Source organism: Mesorhizobium sp. NZP2298, from assembly GCF_013170825.1.
Classification (GTDB): domain Bacteria; phylum Pseudomonadota; class Alphaproteobacteria; order Rhizobiales; family Rhizobiaceae; genus Mesorhizobium.
Genome location: NZ_CP033365.1, coordinates 3,101,532 through 3,121,022, shown reverse-complemented (window position 1 = coordinate 3,121,022; position 19,491 = coordinate 3,101,532). Strand labels below are relative to the sequence as shown.

At 63.6% G+C, this 19,491-nt stretch carries 13 protein-coding genes and 1 pseudogene; 7 read left to right on the top strand and 7 right to left on the bottom strand.

Going from position 1 to position 19,491, the window contains the following annotated elements:
* Positions 1–56: 56 nt before the first annotated feature.
* The 5 genes from EB231_RS15070 to EB231_RS15050 all read left to right on the top strand — a co-directional run bounded on the left by EB231_RS15070 (position 57) and on the right by EB231_RS15050 (position 9,503).
* Complete coding sequence (locus EB231_RS15070; protein WP_172349500.1) at positions 57–4,184, top strand: Pls/PosA family non-ribosomal peptide synthetase; 4,128 nt, start codon at positions 57–59, stop codon at positions 4,182–4,184.
* Positions 4,185–4,213: 29 nt separating this feature from the next.
* Complete coding sequence (locus tag EB231_RS15065; RefSeq protein ID WP_172349499.1) at positions 4,214–4,696, top strand: GNAT family N-acetyltransferase; 483 nt, start codon at positions 4,214–4,216, stop codon at positions 4,694–4,696.
* On the top strand, positions 4,696–5,361 hold the full coding sequence (locus tag EB231_RS15060; RefSeq protein WP_340163211.1) for a 4'-phosphopantetheinyl transferase family protein: 666 nt from the start codon (positions 4,696–4,698) through the stop codon (positions 5,359–5,361). Before EB231_RS15065 ends, EB231_RS15060 begins: the two co-directional genes overlap by 1 nt.
* Positions 5,362–6,165: 804 nt before the next feature.
* On the top strand, positions 6,166–7,224 hold the full coding sequence (locus EB231_RS15055; protein ID WP_172349497.1) for a phosphotransferase: 1,059 nt from the start codon (positions 6,166–6,168) through the stop codon (positions 7,222–7,224).
* A complete protein-coding gene (locus EB231_RS15050) occupies positions 7,221–9,503 on the top strand; it encodes a lanthionine synthetase LanC family protein (protein WP_172349496.1) in 2,283 nt (760 codons plus the stop codon). The genes EB231_RS15055 and EB231_RS15050 overlap by 4 nt, the downstream gene beginning before the upstream one ends.
* 135 nt (positions 9,504–9,638) lie before the next feature.
* Here EB231_RS15050 and EB231_RS15045 read toward each other — a convergent pair whose 3' ends face one another.
* The 4 genes from EB231_RS15045 to EB231_RS15030 form a co-directional block, all read right to left on the bottom strand.
* On the bottom strand, positions 9,639–10,769 hold the full coding sequence (locus tag EB231_RS15045) for a KamA family radical SAM protein (protein ID WP_172349495.1): 1,131 nt from the start codon (positions 10,767–10,769) through the stop codon (positions 9,639–9,641).
* A 108-nt stretch (positions 10,770–10,877) separates the two neighbouring features.
* The gene (locus EB231_RS15040) at positions 10,878–13,601 is read right to left on the bottom strand and encodes a TonB-dependent receptor (RefSeq protein WP_206681921.1); all 2,724 of its coding nucleotides are present in this window, start codon (positions 13,599–13,601) and stop codon (positions 10,878–10,880) included.
* A 158-nt stretch (positions 13,602–13,759) separates the two neighbouring features.
* On the bottom strand, positions 13,760–14,719 hold the full coding sequence (locus tag EB231_RS15035; RefSeq protein WP_172349494.1) for a FecR family protein: 960 nt from the start codon (positions 14,717–14,719) through the stop codon (positions 13,760–13,762).
* A 111-nt stretch (positions 14,720–14,830) separates the two neighbouring features.
* Entirely contained in the window at positions 14,831–15,337 is a 507-nt protein-coding gene (locus tag EB231_RS15030; RefSeq protein WP_172349493.1) for an RNA polymerase sigma factor, read from the bottom strand.
* A 376-nt stretch (positions 15,338–15,713) separates the two neighbouring features.
* On the opposite strand from EB231_RS15030, the pseudogene EB231_RS15020 reads away from it, so the two are divergent.
* Positions 15,714–16,040, top strand: a pseudogene (locus tag EB231_RS15020) (LysR substrate-binding domain-containing protein); the annotation flags it as partial.
* Positions 16,041–16,056: 16 nt separating this feature from the next.
* Here EB231_RS15020 and EB231_RS15015 read toward each other — a convergent pair.
* Positions 16,057–17,097, bottom strand: coding sequence for an SDR family oxidoreductase (locus tag EB231_RS15015; protein WP_172349491.1), 1,041 nt, complete (start codon positions 17,095–17,097; stop codon positions 16,057–16,059).
* 92 nt (positions 17,098–17,189) lie between these two features.
* Here EB231_RS15015 and EB231_RS15010 point away from each other — a divergent pair, with 92 nt between their 5' ends.
* Positions 17,190–18,146, top strand: a complete 957-nt coding sequence (locus tag EB231_RS15010) for an AraC family transcriptional regulator (RefSeq protein WP_172349490.1) — start codon at positions 17,190–17,192, stop codon at positions 18,144–18,146.
* Between the two features lie 202 nt (positions 18,147–18,348).
* Here the strand turns inward: EB231_RS15010 and EB231_RS15005 are convergent, their stop codons facing one another.
* Together EB231_RS15005 and EB231_RS15000 are read right to left on the bottom strand one after the other, a co-directional pair.
* Complete coding sequence (locus tag EB231_RS15005) at positions 18,349–18,561, bottom strand: tautomerase family protein (protein WP_172349489.1); 213 nt, start codon at positions 18,559–18,561, stop codon at positions 18,349–18,351.
* Between the two features lie 30 nt (positions 18,562–18,591).
* Complete coding sequence (locus EB231_RS15000) at positions 18,592–19,485, bottom strand: SDR family oxidoreductase (protein WP_172349488.1); 894 nt, start codon at positions 19,483–19,485, stop codon at positions 18,592–18,594.
* Positions 19,486–19,491 lie beyond the last annotated feature (6 nt).

Below are 19,491 nucleotides of genomic sequence, written 5' to 3'. Positions count from 1 at the left end.
TCGAACGGCGGCATGAACAGCCGGGTGATGCGCGGCCAGGACGAGAAAGTTTGGAAATGGATCACGGTGTCGATATCGCCGAACTCGACAGGGACACGGCAAGACTGGACGGAGAGCCCGAAACCAGCGTCGCGAGCTTCGATGCGCTCATAAGAAGTGCCCAGCGGTCCGTGGCCGTGCACGGCCAGGTTCTGACCGGCGCGGATTTCGCCCGGGCAGGCCGGCCCGATGAGCGGCTGGACGCGATCTTCGAAGAGCTTGCCGAGACATTCGCCACGCTGCCGGCGGTGATCTCCGAGGGACGTGTCTGGACGTATCAGGAGCTCGACAAGCGCGCCAACCAGTTCGCCCGCCTGCTGGTCAAGCGCGGCGTGCGGCCGGGCGACCGGGTCGGGCTTATCCTCGACCGGTCGGCGGAGACCTATGTCGCGGTGCTCGCGGTCGTGAAGGCGGGTGCCGCCTTCGTGCCGCTGGCTACCGCCTTTCCGCAAGAGCGCATGGCGCTGATCATCGACGATGCCAGCGTCAGCCTGATCGTCACCATCGCCACCTATGCGTCGCGCGCCGACCAGTTGCCGGTTCCCCACGTGCTGATCGACAGCGCCGCCGCCGAGATCTCCAGACAGTCCGACGCGCCGCTGAAACCGCGGAAGGCGCCGGCCCCCGTCGCGGTCGAGGACATCTGCTACATCCTCTACACGTCGGGCACGACAGGCAGGCCGAAGGGCGTGGCCGTCCGGCACCAGAGCTTCGTCAACTTCATCCGCGTCGCCGCCGCATCCTATGGCTACCGGCCGGGCGACCGCGTCTACCAGGGCATGACCATCGCCTTCGACTTTTCCTCCGAGGAGATCTGGGTGCCGTTCGTCGCCGGTGCGACGGTGGTGCCGGCACCCGGCCAGATGCCGCTCGTCGGCGAGGAACTCGCGGATTTCCTGCGGCATCATGACATCACCTGCATGGCCTGCAGCCCGACCTTGCTGTCGTCCATGGCGAGCGACGTGCCCAGCCTGCGCACGCTCCTGGTCGGCGGCGAGGCCTGCCCGCACAATCTCGTGGTGCGCTGGTCGAAGCCCGGGCGGCAGATCCTCAACACCTACGGCCCGACGGAGGCGACCGTCACCGCGACCATGGGCGCGCTGACGCCGGACAAGCCCGTCACCATCGGCGCGCCGCTGCCCACCTACTCCATCGTCATTCTCGACCCTTCGCTGCCGGAACTCGCCGAGCCTGGCGAACTGGGCGAGATCGGCATCGCCGGCATCGGGCTCGCGGTCGGCTATCTCAACAGGCAAGACCTGACGGATCAGAAGTTCATCCCCGATTTCCTCGGCCTGCCGAACAACCCGTCGAAGCGCATCTATCGCACGGGCGACCTTGGCCGGATCAACGGCGACGGCGAGATCGAGTATGCCGGACGCATCGACACCCAGGTGAAGATCCGCGGCTATCGCATCGAGCTCGGCGAGATCGAGGCGGTTCTGCTCGACCAGCCCGACATCGCGCAGGCCGCCGTCACCACCTGGGAGATCGAGCCCGGCCGCGTCGAGCTTGTCGCCTACTACGCGCCCAAGGCCGGAGCGCCGGCGCTCTCGCGCGCCGATCTCGCCCAGACGATGAAGCGGCGCCTGCCGGACTACATGGTGCCCTCCTATCTGGAGGAACTGCCGGCGATCCCGATGACCGTCTCCAACAAGGTGGATCTTCGCCAGCTTCCCAAGCCGACGAGCATCCGGCTTTCCGCCGACCGCGAGATGGTCGCGCCCGGCAATGACGACGAGCGCTTCCTGGCGGATGCGCTGGCAGCGGTGCTGAAATTCGACGCGGTCTCGGTCGAGGACAATTTCTTCGACGACCTCGGCGCGAACTCGCTGCTGATGGCGCATTTCTGCGCCCGCGTTCGCACCCGCAAGGAATGGGCGACGACGTCGATGCGCGACATCTATCTCTATCCGACCGTTGCGCGCCTGGCCAAGCATCTGAGCGTGGCGGAAGAGATGACGACGGCCACCAACGAACCTGTCCTCACCCGCCAGGCATCGAACCTTGTCTACTGGACCTGCGGAGCGGGCCAGCTTTCGTTCTACCTGCTCTATAGCTATGCCGCGCTGTGGGTCCTCAACCACGGCCTCGACTGGGTCTATGACGCACTCGACGAACCGCTGGAGCTCTACGTCAGGTGCGTGGCGCTGTCGGCCGGCGTGTTCTTCGGCATGTCCGGCTTTGCCGTTGCCGCGAAATGGCTGCTCATCGGCCGTTGGAAGGCCGAGGCGTTCCCCATCTGGGGATGGCGTTACTATCGCTTCTGGATCGTCAAGACACTGATCCGGACGGCACCCGTCGTGCTGTTCCGCGGCAGCCCGCTCTACAGCATCTATCTGCAACTGCTGGGCACCAAGCTCGGGCACAATGCCGTCATCGAATCCAAATCCGTGCCCGTCTGCACGGATCTCATTTCGATCGGCGCCAACACGATCCTGCGCAAGGAATCGATGATCCTCGGCTATCGGGCCCAGGCCGGCTATATCCACACCGGGCCGCTGACCATTGGTCGCGATGCCTTCGTCGGCGTCGGCTCCACGCTCGACATCCACACCTCGATCGGCGACGGCGGCCAGCTCGGCCATTCGTCCTCGCTGCAGAGCGGGCAAAGCATTCCCGACGGCGAGCACTGGCACGGATCGCCGGCCGTGCCGACCACGGCGGACTATTGCAAGGTGCGCAATGCGAACCCTTACGAGGTCCGGCGTTTCCTCTATGAAGCCGTCCAGCTGGTGCTGCTGTTCGCTGTCATCACCCCGCTGCCGCTCCTGTTCCACAGCTACTGGGAATATGTCGGCGACGACTATCAGGAGACGATCGGCCTTGTCGCGATCGGCACCACGGTCACGCTGTTCGGCTATATCGCCGTGGCCTTTTTGGCCGCCACGGTGGTGCCGCGCGTTTTCAGCCTGATCCTGAAGCCGGGCCGCACCTACACGCTCTATGGCTTCCGCTACTGGTTGCAGACCGTCTCCGAATTCTCGAGCAACTCGCGCGTGCTGGGGCTGCTGTTCGGCGACAGCTCGGCCATCGTCCACTATATGAGCGCCATCGGCTGGAACCTGAACAAGGTGGTGCAGACCGGCTCCAATTTCGGCTCCAACCAGCAGCACGAAAACCCGCTTCTGTGCGAGATCGGCACCGAGACCATGGTGTCCGACGGGCTGTTCATGATCAATGTGCACAAATCCGCCTCGGCGTTCCGGCTCGAGCCGACACGCATTGGCGAGCGCAACTATCTCGGCAACAACATCTACTATCCGCCGGATGGGCGCACGGGTGACAACGTCCTGCTCGGCACCAAGGTGATGATCCCCATCGATGGCCCGGTGCGCGAGAATGTCGGGCTCCTGGGTTCGCCTGCCTTTGAAATCCCGCGCATGGTGAACCGCGACAAGGAACTCATCGCCGGCGTCGATGAGGCCGACCGGCGCCAGCGCATCCCGTTCAAGAACCGCCACAACCTGGTGACGATCCTTCTGTTCATGGCAACGCAATGGGTCATGCTGTTCGCCACGCTGGCGATCTGGGACCGCGCGCTGAACTACTACACCGAATGGAACGAGGTCGCCCTCTTCGTCGCCGTGATCCTGACCTCGGCGATCACCATTCCGTTCTACATCTTTGTCGAGCGGGCAAGCCTTGGCTTTGGGCGGCTGAAGCCGCGGATGACGACGATCTACGATGTCGACTTCTGGCGCCACGAACGCCACTGGAAGCTCGCGGATTCGCCAATTGTCAACCTGTTCGCCGGCACGCCGTTTCGGCCGATCATCCTGCGCATGCTGGGCGTCAAGGTCGGCAAGCGGGTCTATGACGGCGGCAGCAACCTGACCGAGCGTTCGCTGGTGGAGATCGGCGATGACGTCACGCTCAACGAGGGCTGCGTCATCCAGGCCCATTCGCTGGAAGAAGGTGCGTTCAAGTCGGACTTCATCCGCATCGGCGACGGTTGCACGCTCGGACCGTCCGCCTTTGTCCATTACGGCGTCGTCATGGGCAAGGGATCGATGGTCGATGCGGACTCCTTCGTGATGAAGGGCGAAGTGCTGGAGCCCAACTCGATCTGGCGCGGCAACCCGGCCAAGCTGCATCGTTTCGTCGAGCCGATCATGGATGACGGCTCCACGGCGTCATCCTGACGCTCGATCCCGAGAGCATCGGAGGTCATGTGACAGAGCGATCCGGAAGCACGCCGGACATCCGGATCGCGCCGGTTACCCCCGCCAATCGCGCGCTGGTGACAGCACTGCGGCTGGCCCCGGGGCAGATGGATTTCGTCGCAAGCAACGCGGCCTCGCTGCGCGAAGCCAGATCCGATCACGACGCGCGGCCGCGCGCGATCATGGCCGGGGATCGTGTTGTCGGGTTCCTGATGTACGAGGCGCCACCCGATGACGACGAGGCGCGCATCTATCGATTCATGATCGACCGCGCCAGCCAGGGCAAAGGCTACGGCAAGGCCGCGCTGCGCGAGGTGCTGCGCGAAATCGGCGGGCTCGGCCACATCAGGCACGTTTCCATCTGCTACGAACCGGAGAATGAAGCGGCACGCCAGCTCTACCGCGCCGCCGGTTTCGTGGAAGAAGGGCTCGACGAGGACAGGGAAATGATCGCCGACCTCGCCCTGCCGGCATCGATGGGCGATCGATGATGCCTGCCGCAAATCCTTCGCCTCCGGATCTGCCCGGGGAAACCTCCCTGGCGCGGGCGCTGGCCGCCATCGCCCCATATGGGGTCCACACCGGATGCCGGTTCATACGCGAAGGCGACGAAACCCATCTTTCGCCCGAAGAGGCGCGCTCCATTCCGGCGCGCCGGCCGGCAATGCGGCGGGCGAGCGGCGCGGCGCGATGGATCGCGCACCGGCTGCTGGCCGATATCGGGATCAAGAACGTCGCCATCCCGCGCGCGCCGTCCGGTGCTCCGGTCTGGCCGGACGGGACAATTGGTTCGCTCGCCCATGACGACGACATGGCCGTGGCGGCGGTCGCGCGCATTGGCCAGATCGTCTCGCTCGGCATCGACGTCGAGCCGGCGCTACCCCTGCCCGACGACATTTTCGCGCTCGTCGCAACCGGCGCGGACCGGATGGGCTCAGCCGGCCAGCGTCTTGCCGGTCGCCTCCTCTTTGCCGCCAAGGAAGCGGTCTACAAGGCCGTCTATCCACTCGACCACCAAGTGCTGGGCTATGAGGACATCGCCGTCGACCTCAAGGCGGACCGCGCGACGACAACGACCGGCCGCCGGGTCAGTCTCGTCTACTGCACTGCTCCGCGCGTCGTGGTCCTGGGGTATGTCGGCGGCGTTGAGGATTAGGGTCGACGGATCGTTTCTTATCCCGGGCAGGCTTCTGCTCGATCTCCGTGTCCGGGCCAGACAAAAATGGCTTGCAATTGGTCAGTGTTTCCGCTGTAGAATAAATACTGCGTACGCCTACTAGGTCTTGAGCTTGCAAGGGTCTAAGTAGAAGATGTCCGAAACCCAGTCGAATTCCCCTGATCGCGCGCGCGGGCCTGGCTCGTTGGCCGATTTGTTTTCTGGCAGCATCGTTGATAAATTTCTGCCGGGCTCTGAAAGTACCCTGGGCCTGGGAAAGACGCGGAGCACGCCGCAGCACATCATGGCCTTGACCGATGATTGCGGCACTTTCCCTGTGGGATGCCTGCCGCCGACCCAGGATTCTTCTTGTCCTACCGCCGACGTTTCTCTTCCGAGTTGCGGTCTTTGCGAAGACACCCAAGAGCCTCCAGCCGGACATTGCCATCAGGGCTTTACCGACCCCTGCGACCCGCCTCCCCTACAACCGGTTGTGATCCGCCACCGCCGCCACCCGACACTACGCCCATATTCTGTCCGCAGCCTACCGAAGATTCCGCCGGCTGTGTTCCGCCGCCACCGCCGTCCGACAACTGTGACACTGACGATTGTGGATCGTTCACCCACCCCTGCCCTAACAGTTCAACTGATTGTCAGACACCGGCGACAGTCGATTCGAACTGCACCAGCCATGAAACGTCAGAGTGTGGCGACTCGGGCATTAGTGACGAAACCATGGGACCTCCCTGCCCTGCCAGCGATCATATTGGCTGCATGCTGACGGCAGAGGACTGACAGGTCTCAATGAACCTGCCGGCCTTGTTAGCGGAACCTGAACTCATTCAGCTATTGATTGGAAAGGGACTTATTTCTCGCAAAGATTTCGTGAGCAAGGACGTCCGGCTGTCTTTGGCGGAGCGCCGAAACCGAAATGTCAAAATCACGATTGGCGGCTCAAGCGGACTTTTCACGAAACAAGCCAAGAGCAACATCGCAGTGGCCACGATTTTTCGCGAATCGACTGTGCTCGACCTGTTGAGCTCAACCCAGGACGACTTGAGCCACTACCTTCCGCGGAAGTTGGCCTATGATGCCAAATTGGGCTTGTTGATCTCAGCCCTGATACCCAACGGCCGCAGTCTGCATGACATACTCATGCAGCAGAGAACTCTGCCACACGGCCACGCCCAAGCCGCTGGCCGAGCGCTCGCATGCCTTCACAATCGAGCTGTACCCGGAAACCTAGCCAATATTTTGCAGTCTGATCCGCCGATCCAATGGAACCGGCCACATTACTCCGTGCTTAGAAACATCAGCCCTGCAAATGTGCGCTTGCTGCTAGCAGTCCAGAATGACGCCGAACTGTCAGAGGGGCTAGACGATCTGCAGTCCAATTGGAGTCGGACTTCGGTGATACACGGTGACGCTAAATTGGATAACATCGTTATCAGTCCTGACGGGCTCGCTCTGGTAGACTGGGAGCTCTCGACCACCGGTGAACCTGGATGGGATGTCGGAACTGTCTTCGCAGGACTGTTGTTTTCGTGGATTGCATCAATGCCCATGGCGCAGGGAACCAACCACGATTTAATGGCCAGAGAAGCGTCCTTGCCGCTGAGCGGAATTCAGAACGCGGCAGCGCAATTTTGGGGTACTTATGCGAGCGCTGCGGGGGTCGATTCAAAGTCGGAATTCCTGCACAATGCAATACGATTTTGCGGGGCTCGCTTGGTGCAGACAGCATACGAATACATGCAGTACTCGTCGAGACTTACTGCAAATGCTATATATTTACTTCAAGTGGCCGCAAATTTGATTAAGTCACCAGATCGAGGTGTCGGATTGCTTCTGGCTCATTCATGATTGCTTTTCGTCAGGCAATCGAGGCGTTTTCGCTAACCGACATGCATGGCTTTGAATGGTTGGGCAAACGGGGCCCGTCATTGTCTCCGCCGACTGCAAGCGAGTTCAACCACGATGTGGTCCGCGCTCACGCCGTCCAACAAATCAAGAATTTTCTCTATACGAACTTTTATATTCGCGGCGCCCCGTCTCATCCACAGGCCAGGCCCCGGCAGAATAGTGTTGAAAATCACCAATTCATCCAGAAAATCCTGTCATCCGACGCTGGGCACAATGAATGGTGGGATGCTGGTTCCGTTGCGGAGATCCGCGACGGACGGGTAGTCGTCGATAGCGGCACACTTAAAGTCTTTGCTCGACCGGAGGAATGCCGTTCTTCCGTCCTTCCCGTGGACAAGGGAGCTAAAGTTCAACTGCGGTTGGGCCGTAGTTCGCTCCGGGCGTCGCCCGGCTTTTGCTTTCTGCTTGGTGATGCGGACTTGCGGGCGCTCGATCCGGTGTTGCGTATCTATTGGAACCTGCACGCTAGTGCGGCAGCGCGCTTCGTGCGGGAAACAACATCCAGTCTTAACGCAGCCGCCCTTCCATTTCGGCTAAAGGTTTTAACAGACCCGTCCGCCTATGATCGATGCGATTCTGGTGTGCTTTACGTAAGCAGGACAAATTCAAAAGAGGTGTTCACGGAAGTACGGAAGATCCATGCTGATTCAGGCTTGGTTCGCAGCGGAACGCCGGCCTTTACCTGTCGTCTGGCACCAGGACTTTCGGCTGCCGATGACCCCGGAAATGGAGAGAGTTTCGGCAGGCATCGATGCGGAATTTTGGCTGAGTCGCTAATGCAAGCATTTGAGCGGGGTCTAAACGATATTGACTCGCGCATGCGCCTCGCAGCCGAAATTTTTGAAGGCGCCGGCATCGACCCCGTCAAGCCACATCTGCGCGCGGGGTTGCCGGAGCTGGACCTTGGACCCTTTGAGAAGCAACAATCATCGCGCGCGAGCAACAATGGAAAAACTCCGTCGCCCAAGACCAACCCGGTTGGCACCATACAGGCGGATTGGCTGGGTGCTGCGGCCGAAATCGGCAGGCGCATTTCGGCCGAGGCTGTGTGGCATGGCGGCCGTTCCCAATGGATAGGGGCCAATCCGCTGCCGGGCCAGGGATTGGGGGCTGTTGACTACCGAACATTGTCGGGCGGCTTGTACGGTGGGACAGCCGGAATCGCCTTATTCCTCGCTGAGTTGTCCACCCGTACCGGCGACTCCGATTTGAAGCGCACGGCACTGGGCGCAATGCGACAAGCATTGAGCAGACCTGGCCTCGATGTCGGACTGTATCCTGGTATGACAGGAATAGCCCTTGCAGCGGCCCGCATCGGGTCGCTCCTGAAAAATGACTGGCTTTTGGACAAGGCCGATCTCCTGGCTCGACGGGTGTTGCGTCACGATGTTGTCGCCGGCCAACATGACCTCATCTATGGATCAGCCGGACGTATCGTCGGAGCGCTCTGCCTGGAAAACATGGTCAAGGCTCCGGCGTTGAAGGCAGCTGAAAAATATGGCCAGGCGTTGCTGACAGCGGCAGAGCATTCCAGCCAAGGACTGTCCTGGCCGGCTCAAGATCCACGTGGGGGGCAAAACCTCACGGGCCTCTCGCATGGAACAGCGGGAATAGCGTATGCGCTGGCTCTCTTATGGCGGCGCACCGAAGAAAAGTCCTTCCGCAATGCCGCTGAAGCGGCGATCGCTTATGAGCAAACTCACTTCAACAGCGCCATTGCCAACTGGGCCGATCTAAGAACGCGGCCGGAAGAACAAAAACCGGCAGGGACCCGATACGCCTGTTATTGGTGTCATGGAGCGCCGGGCATAGCTCTGCAGCGGGTCTGGCTCGCTCGGATATTCAATGATCCGACCTATCTCGAACACGCGCGTATAGGAATGAAAACGACTGCGGAATATGCTTCTCGTTCCTTGAGGCACAAGGAAGAAAACTACAGCCTCTGTCACGGCGTTTTAGGCAACGCGGAAGTTCTGTTGGAATGGAATTCTCACACAGGTGGAACCGACTATTCGGCACTTGCCCTTCAGGCGGCGGCAGAAGGCTTGCGGCTGTATGGAACCAGCGGAAGATGGCCATGCGGCACCATCCAAGGCGATACTCCCGGCCTCATGTTGGGACGTGCTGGGATCGGCTATTTCTATCTGAGACTTGCAGACCCGACAGTGCCATCGGTACTGCTGGTGAATCCCGCCGCCTGGATGGTTGAGCGACCTTAGGTGCGTGCACGTCCCGTCGGCGCGAGACCGGGAGGCGTTCAACGGGTTGCAGGCAAAACTCACAAAGGCCACACGCCTTATGAGCCTCCGGCAAGGCCTCGGTCACGCAGCCAGAACGTAGAAGCCATAAGGGCATCAGGAGCCAGCAGCCGCATCCCTCAAAGACGCCGCATCCCGAACGCCCACGATCTCCCGATAATCCCTCACCTTCCCATCCAGCCCGCGTATCCGCCAGTTCTCCCCGTCGCGGCCCTCGACAGGGCACGGTCCGAGCGGCACCTTGCCGCCGCCTTCCGGCAGATCGAGCACATAGACGGGATTGCAGATGCCCGAGAGCCTAGCCCTGAGCGCTTCCACCAGCGCCTGGCCCTGCGCGATCGTGGTGCGGCGGTGGGCCATGCCGCGCGCGAGATCGCCATGGTGCAAATAGTAGGGTTTTACCCCGAGCCGGTACATCAACTCGCGGCAGAGCTCTTCCAGCACCTCGACGCTGTCATTGACGCCTTTCAGGAGAACACTCTGGTTGAGCAGCACGAAGCCGGCTTGCCGCATCCTCCGGCAGGCCGCCTCGGTGGCGTCTGTGATCTCGCGCGCGTGGTTGAAATGGGTGACGACGGTGACCATCAGCCGGCCCTGCAGCGCTTCGACCAGCCCTGATGTGATGCGCGCCGGCAGCACCACCGGCACGCGCGTGTGGATGCGCAAGAGCCGCACATGCGGGATGGCCTCGATGCGCGCGACGATCTCGGCCAGCGCCTTGTCGGGCAGCGACAGCGGGTCGCCGCCGGTCAGGATCACCTCGCGGATTTCGGAATGGTCCGCGATATAGGCCAGCGCCGGCTCAAGCGCCTCGCGCGTATAGCCGCGGCCGATCGAGGTCAGCGATTCCTTGCGGAAGCAGAACCGGCAATAGACCGCGCACTGATAGGTCGGGAACAACAGCACCCGGTCGGCATGGCGATGCGTCAACCGGGGCACCGGGCTGAAATCATGGTCGGCGATCGGATCGCCAAGCTCGCCCTCCGTTTCCACCAGTTCGCCCGGTGACGGGATGACCTGCGCGCGGATCGGATCGCCTGGGTCGTTCCAGTCGATCAGGTCGAGATAGGCTTTCGGCGCACGCACCTTGTGCCGGCTGGCGGCCTCCAGCGCGGCTTGGCGCTCGGCGGGCGAAAGCGGCAGGGCGGCGAGGTCGCGTACATGGCGCACGCCCTGGCGGACATCGTCCTGCCAGGCGGTATAGGGGGCATCGTTGAGGTCGGTCATTGCAGGTCTCGGGCTGTTCGCGCGGACCTATCGGCCGGATGGGCGGCGCGGTCAACCGCCACGGTGCCGACGACGCCCGCCCCACTCCGCGACCTTTGTGCGATGCCCTCAGAACTTCGCCGTCAGCGACCCATAAAACGTCCGCCCCGGTCCCGGCTCGGTCACCAGCCCAAGCGGATCGACATAGTACCTGTCGAACAGGTTCTCGATCCGCGCTGTCGCCGTCAGGTTCGCCGTCAGCTTGTATTCGGCAAAGACATCGACCAGCGTGTAGGGATCCCATTTGACCAGCGAAATGAACTGGCTAAGCCCCTGGCTGGTCACCTGGCCGTGGCCGATGACGCGCGGCCCGACATAGGAAGCCCTGCCGCCCAGCGTCAGCCTGTCCTCGAGGAATTTCTGCGTCAGCGTCAGGTCGAGCGAATATTTTGGCGGCACCTGGTTGGTGGCGTAGTCGCCATACATCGTCTTTGTGTCGCAGGCGCCGTTCAGCTGACAGAACTCGACATTGAGATAGTAGTTGGCCGCGAAATCCGCCGCGAAGTCGCCGACCTCGTAGCGGCCGGACAATTCCACGCCGGAGAATCTGGCGCGGTCGATGTTGTAGACCTGCATGCCGTACCAGGTGTAGCCGTCGCCCTGGAACGACCGGAACGAGCGCGCGATATAATCCTTCACGTTCCAGTTGAAGTAGCCGAGCTTGAGCATGCCGGTATCGGTATCGGTGAACAGGCCGTTCCTGTGGACATTCATGCCAAGCTCCCAATTGCTGGAGCGCTCCGGACCGAGGTTCGGATTGGGGATGATGGTGAAGGCCGAGACCGACTCGAACAGGCTGGGAAAGCGCAAGGCATTGGAATAGTTGACATAGAACTGCGTGCCGTCGAACGGCTCGACCGTCACGCCGACCGACGGGCTGAAGCCGCCGTCGTGGCGGTCGGGCTTGGCGTTCAACTGATCGGGTGAGTTGGCCTGCGTGCGCCGGTCATGCGACCAGAACTGCGAATAGCGCAGGCCGGCATTCAGCGTCAGCCAGTCCACCGGCTTGTAGGCCAGCTTGGCATAACCCGCCGCCTCCTGCCGCTCGGCGTCGCGCAGGTTGAGCCAGCCTTCGATCGTGTCGGTCAATTCGCTCGGCTTGGTGTCCTCGTTGCGGTAGGTCAGGCCGTAGGTGAAATCGAGCGCGCCATAGTCGGTGACGAATTTGGACTTGTTGGAGACCTCGCCGCCCCACATCACCGTATCGGAGCCCGTGCGGTAGTCCGCCGGCACACCCGGGGGCCGCTGGCCATAGGCGTTGCGCGGCGGGTTGCGCAGCTCGAGATTGGTCACCCACAGATTGGCGGTGAGATCGAGCAGGTCGTTGCCTTCCGGATTGAGGCGGTAGCGCAGCGTGCCGGTGTCGACCTTGGTGCCGGTTGTCTGGGCCTGCTGGACCGCCTGTCCGGTGGCGCTGCCGAGCGCTGAAGCCAGCCGGTCGCCGGCCTCGCTGCGGAAGCCGGTATAGCCAAATTGCAGGCTCTGTCCGTCACCGAAACGCCAAGTGCCCTTGGTGATCCAGGACTGGGATTGAAGCTGCGTGTTGAGCACTTCCTCGCCGGGGCGATAATTGGCGATGCCGGTGTTCACGACATAGTCCCTGTAGAGGAGATAGGATGGGCATTCACCGCTCGCATAGCAGTAAGGCTGGGGACCTGTTCTGACGGGATTGGCGTGGGGGCCGTACTTGCCGGCGTGGTAGTTGCCCTGGTCACGATAGGCATAGCCGACGAGAAAGTCGAAGTCCTCCTGCTTGACCGCCGCGACGATGCTGGCCGAGCCCTGCGTGGGCTTCAGCAAGCCTGGCCGATCCAGTCCGGTTCCGGAGGGTGTGATCACTCCATAACCCGAATTCGGATCATTCGTGGAGCCAAGGGGGTTGCTGATGAGATAGCCGGCCTTGTCGCCAGGCTGGGGCGTGCTCGTGTTGGAGCCAAAGCCGCCCTTCAGCCGCACCCCGAATGTCTTGCCGTCCTCGACGATGTCGGACGGGTTCAACGTCCTCATGGCGACGGTGCCGGCAATGCCGTAGGATGCGACATCCGAGCCCTTGGTGATGTCGACACCGCCCAGAAGGTCCGGATCGACGAAGGTGCGGTTCGAGATGCCCTGGTAGCCCTGATAGACCTGCAGCGAGTTTTCCGCCCCGTCGACGGTGACGTTGACGCGGCCCATGCCTTGCATGCCGCGCACGTTGACGTCGATGGAACCGGCGCCGTTGCGCGCCTCGCCCGACATCACACCCGGCGTGCCGCGAAAAATGTCGGCCGGGCTCGAGCCGCGGAACCGCTCGATGGTTTCGCCTGAAATGTAGGCGGTGGGAGCCGCTGTTCTGTACGGTTCCTCGCCGGGACTGCCGCCGCCGGCGATGACGGTTATCGGGTCGAGCGTCAAACCGTCCACCGCGCCCGCCGCCGGCGCGTGCGCGGCGGCGACCCTGTCGCTGATCGTCACCGTGTTGGCGCCGGTGAAGGCATGGGTCAGGCCCGTGCCCTGCAGGATCCGCGCCAGCGCCGCACCAGGTGCCGCCGCGCCGGAGACGCCGGGCGACCGCTTGCCGGCGGCGATCTCGGGCAGATAGGTGACCTGCAGCCCGGCCTGCCTGCCGAAAGCCGCCAGCGCGCCCGAAAGCGAGCCGGGCGGAATGTTGAAGGTCGCCTGCTGCGCGGATTGCCCATGCGCCTCCCCTTGCACGGCAACCATTGCCGCGCCCACCGTCGATGACAGCAGCGCCGCGATCAGCAGCCTTCGTCCAAATCCTCTTGTCGCACCAGTCTTCTGCCCCAGCCCCATGGCCCAGCCGCTCCATTTTCATTTTGTGGAAGGGAGACCTGTTGGCAGCGGCTGACGGCAACCCCTGTGAGATCAAACGAACGGGGGGTTCGGATTTTCTCCCCTCGGCCCGAATTTTTTCAGATCGATGACCAATCTCTCAGGTCGATGACCAATTCTCAGATCGATGAAATAACGGTCAGCCACGGCGATATCCGCCGTACCTTGCCGTTGTGCGGCTGCACGACCGCTTCCAGCGCGGCGAGTGGATTGCCGAGGTCGAACACGCCGCTGATGCGCCCTGCGCCAAGCCCGGAATCGGCGATCACCACGCGGCCGGCCTGCCAGCGCGCGATCCTGGCCACGACCGAAGCCACCGTCTCGCGCTCGGCGACGATCAGCCCGTCGCGCCACGCCGCGATCTGCCCGGCGTCACGGGTTCCACGCTCGACGGCGAGCGTGCTGTCGTCGAGCGCCAGCCATTCGCCGCCGGAAAGCCTCTGCGTCCGCGCCAGCGGCGAAGCGGGCATCGCCACCTCGACCAGCCCATGCGCCACCGACACCGTCAGCAGCCCGGCATCTCGGCTGACATCGAAAGCGGTGCCGAGCGCGGTCGACGTCAGCGTCTCCATCTGCACTTGGAAGGGTCTGGCGGCATCCGCCGCGACCTCGAAGAAGGCCATGCCGGCCAGCAGCTCGACCCGCCTCAGATCGGGCGTGAGCGCGCTGCGCATGGCGCTGTTGGGGCCGAGCGTGACGACGCTGCCGTCGGACAGGGTGACGCGGCGCAGCTCCGCCGTCGACGTGATCTGGTCGGCCTTGAGGCGGATCAGCAGGTCCGGCCCATAGAGCGCGCCGCTGCCGAGCGCGGCCAGCCCGGCAAGACCCGTCAGTATGACCTTGCGCCGTGACACGCCTTCCACGCTGCTCGCGGCCTTGCGGCGGACCTCGAACACCTTGCCGGCCATGCCGTGGATTTCAGCAACCTCCGCCCAGGCCGCTTCATGCGCTGGGCCGCGGGCACGCCAGTTCTGGATCAGCTCGCGCGCGACCGGATTGGCCGGCTCGTTCTGCAGGCGGATGACGAGGTCGGCCGCCTCCTCGAAAAGCCTGTCGTCGTCGCTGATGTCCTCAATCATGCCACTGCAAACCCGCCAGCGCCCTGCTTCCGAAGGCCAAATCCACCCTCCAGCAATTGAAACGAATGAACGGCGGCAATTTCCTGCCGCGACTTGCGGTGCCGTCGGCAATCATCGCGGCACATCCTCGTTGAGGCGCGCGCGCAGGTGCTGGTAGGCGCGGCGGATCAGCGTCCAGGTCCGCGACGTCGAAAGCCCGAGCTCGACGGCGACTTCGCTCATCGTCTTCTCGCCCAGCCGGTGCATCTCGAAGGCCATGCGCGTGCGCTGCGGCAGTTCCAGCAGCGCCTTCTCGACAATCGCCAGCCGCTGCCGGTCATAGACGACAGTCTCGGCCGAAGGCGCGCTGTCGGCGATGCGCTGGAAGTCGTCATCGGCCAGATGCACGTGCTCGACGACGCGTTCGCGCCGCTTGAGGTCGGTCGAAAGGTTGCGGGCGACGCGCCACAGATACGCGCGCGGGTTTTCGCCCTCGCCGTTCGGCATCGCCGTCATCACCCGCACGAACGTGTCCTGCGTCAGGTCGGCGGCGGTCTCTGGCGTATGGCCACGACGGCGCAGGAACCGGTCGATCTCGCGCGCATGCCTGACGAACAGGCCGTGCGGATCCCACCTCACGCGGCCTCCGCGAACCGGGGCGGCCCCAACTCGTCGGTCAACAATGATCGCTTGCGCCTGCACGAGAGCCGCGAGCGGCTTTGGAAATGACGATCAGTAGCCATTGGACGGATACAACAACTGTGAGTGGCTTGCATCCTGTCATCAGGCAAGCCGTTGATCGCCATCCCTACGGGTTCTGAAATTATCCTGCAATGGCAACAGGTTAGAATGATCTTTCGAATCAGGGAACGGCCACGGCTAAATAGATGAATATTTTTATCATGTTTTTCACGGTGATAGCGCTTTTTGAGCGACGGCGCGGCCTTGCCCTGCCGCGCCATGGCGCGCAGCATTTGCCCGGATGTGTTGCTCAAATGCCGCAGCGATTGCTTACGCTTTTCGCATCGACTGGGCGACATGGCCGCGACAGGCCGGCGTCGACGGCATCGACCCCAAACGCGGCGTGCGCTTCGATTCCGCCACCTTCGCCGTCGAGGCCGCCGTGCATGGCGAAGGCGTGCTGCTCGGCCGCAACGCACTGGTCTCGGCCGATCTCGCGGCAGGGCGGCTGGTGCGGCCCTTCGACCTCGCGCTGAAATCGGTGGCCAGCCACTACCTCGTCTATCCCGACGGCGCGCCGCGGCAGAAAAAAGCCAGGGCATTCCGCGACTGGCTGTTTGCTGAGGTGGCGGCTGACTGGTTTGGGATGCCCAAGGGCGATCGAGGGAGGCCTATGCCTATGCGGCTCTCGACCCCACCAACCCCAGCCGCAGAAGGCTCTCGGCCGTGGCGACGATCGCCTCTTCGGCCGGGCGTGGCGTCCAGCCGAGCAGGCGCGTCGCCTTTTCGCTGGTGGCGTCCATCATCACGCCGAGATGCCTGGCCAGCATCTTCGTCGTCGGATCGCCGCGCATCGCCAGCAGGCGGATCACCCAGTTGGGAATCTCCCGGGTCGGCACCTTGCTGGCCGCCGCGCCCATGCGCCGGCGCAGCACTTTCGCGACCTCGGCCATCCACAGGCTGTGGCCCGAAATGCCGATGAAACGCTCGCCCTTTGCCGCGGGACTGGTCATCGCCAGCAGGTGCAGATCGGCTAGGTCGCGCACGTCGACATAGCCGGAATTAACCCGGGGACAGCCGGGCATGCCGTCCATCAGCCGCTTGATCAGCCCGATCGAATGCGAGTAATCGGCGGCGAGCACAGGGCCGAGCACCGCGACCGGATTGACGACGGATAATTCGAGGCCACCGCCCTCGCGAGCAATGAAGTCCCACGCGGCGCGTTCCGACAGCGTCTTCGATTTCTGATAGGGCGCGATAGCGCCGCTGAGGTCGGACCAGTCCGTCTCGTTGAAGGGGCGCGTCTGCGGCTTGTGGCCCATGGCGACCGCGCCGATGGCCGAGGTCAGCACCACACGCTTCACGCCGGCGTCGCGCGCGGCCTTGAGCACCCGCAGCACGCCGTCGACGGCTGGCCGCACCCATTCCTCCTCGCGCGTCTGGCTGCCGGAGGGCGTCGGCGAGGCGCCATGCATGACATAGGCGCAGCCCGCCACTGCCTCCGCCCAGCCGGCGTCCGCGGTCAGGTCGGCGGCGACGAAGGACAGACGGTCGCCGGGTTCAGCGCCGCCTTCCCTCAGCATCGCGCGCACCTCCGCTTCGCGCTTGAGCGAACGCACCGTCGTGCGCACGCGATAGCCGGCGTCGAGCAGCTTCAGCATGCAATGCGATGCAATGAAGCCCGAGCCGCCGGTCACCAGCACCAGTTCATCTTTCATCTCGATCTCCTGCGATTGATCGACCTCAGCTATGCGCCCGCGCCCGGATTGTGAATGCTTGAAAATCCGCATAAATTGCGTGAGAGTACGGAATGACCGGTGATCCCTTCTCCGACATCCTCAAATTCACCAGCGCGCAAACCATGGTGACGGGCGGCTTCACCGCCGGCGGGCCATGGGCGCTGCGCTTTCCGGCGCCCGAAAAAATCAAGTTCTTCGCCGTGGTGAAGGGCAGTTGCTGGATCCGCCTCGAGGGCGAGGACGAGCCGGTGCAGGCGCAAACCGGCGACGTGCTGCTGCTCGCCTCAAGGCGCTCTTTCATCCTCGCCAGCGACCTGTCGGTTCCGCCGCTGGACGCCATGGCGGTGTTCTCAGGCCGCAAGATCGCACAGCTCGGCAACGGCGAGGATTTCGCGCATATTGGCGGCCATGTCCTGCTCGATCAGGCGAGCGGGCGGCTGCTGGCCGATGTCTTGCCGCCCTGGATCCACATCCAGGCCTCGTCGCCGCAAGCCACGATCCTGCGCTGGATCCTCGACCAGCTGGTGCGCGAGCAAGCGGATGGCCAGCCCGGCGCCAGCCTTGCCTCGGCGCAGCTGGCGCAATTGCTGTTCATCCAGGTGTTGCGGGCGCATCTGCAGACGTCGAGCCTGATGCCCGCCGGCTGGCTGCGCGCGCTCGCCGATCCGCGCCTGGCACCGGCGCTGCGGCTGATGCATGGCGATCCCGGCCGCGACTGGCATCTGGAGGACCTCGCCAAGGCCGCCGCCATGTCGCGCACCAGTTTTGCCTTCCATTTCAGGCGGACCGCCGGCGTCGCGCCGCTGGCCTACCTGACGCAATGGCGCATGCATCTGGCCGAGCGCGCCTTGCGCGAGGAAGACACGCCCGTGGCGGTACTGGCCCGCTCGCTCGGCTACACCTCGGAAAGCGCCTTCAGCAACGCCTTCAAGCGCGCCACCGGCACCGCGCCCAAGCGTTATCGGACCGCGGGGAAAACCGAACGGCTCGACGACGCCGAAGCGCGGCCGCTGAGCCTGGTGTCTTGAGAAGTCAGGAGAGGCGGAGGCCCGAGACAGGTGGACAGCTCGGGGCTGTCCACCTGGCCCCCGCCTGGCCGCATGTCGCCCCAAAGGGGGCATCGGTTTTCAGGGAACCGACATGCAGGCCCCGCGGACAGAGTGGACGTTGGCGTCCTCGGCGACCAGTCGTCATATGACGACTGTCGAGCGCTGCATGGGTCGCTCCCGCCTACTCCCTGGCGCGATAGGCCTCCGGCACGACGAACACTTCGTCAGCCCGGCCATAGCCGCCGTCGGCGACCTCTTCCACCAGCACCATCGTGGTGGGCCTGGCGACTTCGCCGAAAAAGTCGACGAACATGGCCGTGGTTCGGTGAATGAGGTCTTCCTTCTGCGCCCTGGAGAGTGCGGCCTGCGGCACCTTGATGTTTGCGAATGGCATGATCGTTTCCTTGCTTCTTGAGGTTGGATTTCAGGCTTTGGGATGGAGCAGGTCGGCAAGGCCGATCCGTTCCATGAGTTGCGCCCGCACGCGGTCGGCAACACCGTTGACGATGGCGGCGCCATCATCGGAGGGGTCGATATGCACGCGCAGCGGGCGGCTGCCGTGCGGCATCGCCACGAGATCGACGATTGCCATCGCGACCTCGGCCGGGTCGGCGTCCGCCGGCTCCAGTGCCGCCAACCCCTTCAGCACCTTTTGGTCGACATCGGCGTAGGGACCGGACCAATAGAGGCCGGCGCGCTCGGTGTCGGCTGGTGCCGCCGCATGGTGGAAATGCTCCGTGCCCTTGGTGAAGGCGCCGGGCACCACGATCGTCGTTTCGATGCCGAAGCGGGCGAGTTCCAGCGCATAGCTCTGCGCCAGCGCATCCATGCCGGCCTTGGCCGCGAAATAGGGCGCCAGGAACGGCGGCGTGCCGCCGCGCGTGCTGCTCGAGCCAACCCAGATCATCTGGCCCCGGCCGAGAGAGCGCATATGCGGCAGGGCCGCGCGATTGACGCGCTGCGTGCCGACGACATTGACGTCATGGAGCTGCGCCAGCTGTTCGGGCAAGAACGCCTCGGCCGGCCCGAACCCCATATGCCCGGCATTGTGGATCAGCACGTCGAGCCGACCGGCCTCGCCCAGAATCTGCCGGATCGCCGCTTGCGCCGATGCATCCGAGGTGACGTCGAGCGTGATGGTCTTCAGCGCCACGCCCTCGTCACGAGCGAATTTTTCCATCTCGGCGACCGCAGCTACACGCGCCGAGGGGTCGCGCATCGAGGCATAGACCGTGTGGCCGGCCCTTGCGAGCGCCCGAGCCGTCATCGCGCCGAAACCGCTGGAGGCGCCGGTGATCAGGATTGTCTTTTGCATCATTGCCTC

Excerpts from the sequence above, each read along its gene's own strand:
- EB231_RS15070 (WP_172349500.1), top strand. The coding sequence starts at position 57 with ATGGATCACGGTGTCGATATCGCCGAACTCGACAGGGACACGGCAAGA.
- EB231_RS15060 (WP_340163211.1), top strand. The coding sequence starts at position 4,696 with ATGCCTGCCGCAAATCCTTCGCCTCCGGATCTGCCCGGGGAAACCTCC.
- EB231_RS15055 (WP_172349497.1), top strand. The coding sequence starts at position 6,166 with ATGAACCTGCCGGCCTTGTTAGCGGAACCTGAACTCATTCAGCTATTG.
- EB231_RS15050 (WP_172349496.1), top strand. The coding sequence starts at position 7,221 with ATGATTGCTTTTCGTCAGGCAATCGAGGCGTTTTCGCTAACCGACATG.
- EB231_RS15045 (WP_172349495.1), bottom strand. The coding sequence starts at position 10,769 with ATGACCGACCTCAACGATGCCCCCTATACCGCCTGGCAGGACGATGTC.
- EB231_RS15040 (WP_206681921.1), bottom strand. The coding sequence starts at position 13,601 with ATGGGGCTGGGGCAGAAGACTGGTGCGACAAGAGGATTTGGACGAAGG.
- EB231_RS15035 (WP_172349494.1), bottom strand. The coding sequence starts at position 14,719 with ATGATTGAGGACATCAGCGACGACGACAGGCTTTTCGAGGAGGCGGCC.
- EB231_RS15015 (WP_172349491.1), bottom strand. The coding sequence starts at position 17,097 with ATGAAAGATGAACTGGTGCTGGTGACCGGCGGCTCGGGCTTCATTGCA.
- EB231_RS15010 (WP_172349490.1), top strand. The coding sequence starts at position 17,190 with ATGACCGGTGATCCCTTCTCCGACATCCTCAAATTCACCAGCGCGCAA.
- EB231_RS15005 (WP_172349489.1), bottom strand. The coding sequence starts at position 18,561 with ATGCCATTCGCAAACATCAAGGTGCCGCAGGCCGCACTCTCCAGGGCG.
- EB231_RS15000 (WP_172349488.1), bottom strand. The coding sequence starts at position 19,485 with ATGATGCAAAAGACAATCCTGATCACCGGCGCCTCCAGCGGTTTCGGC.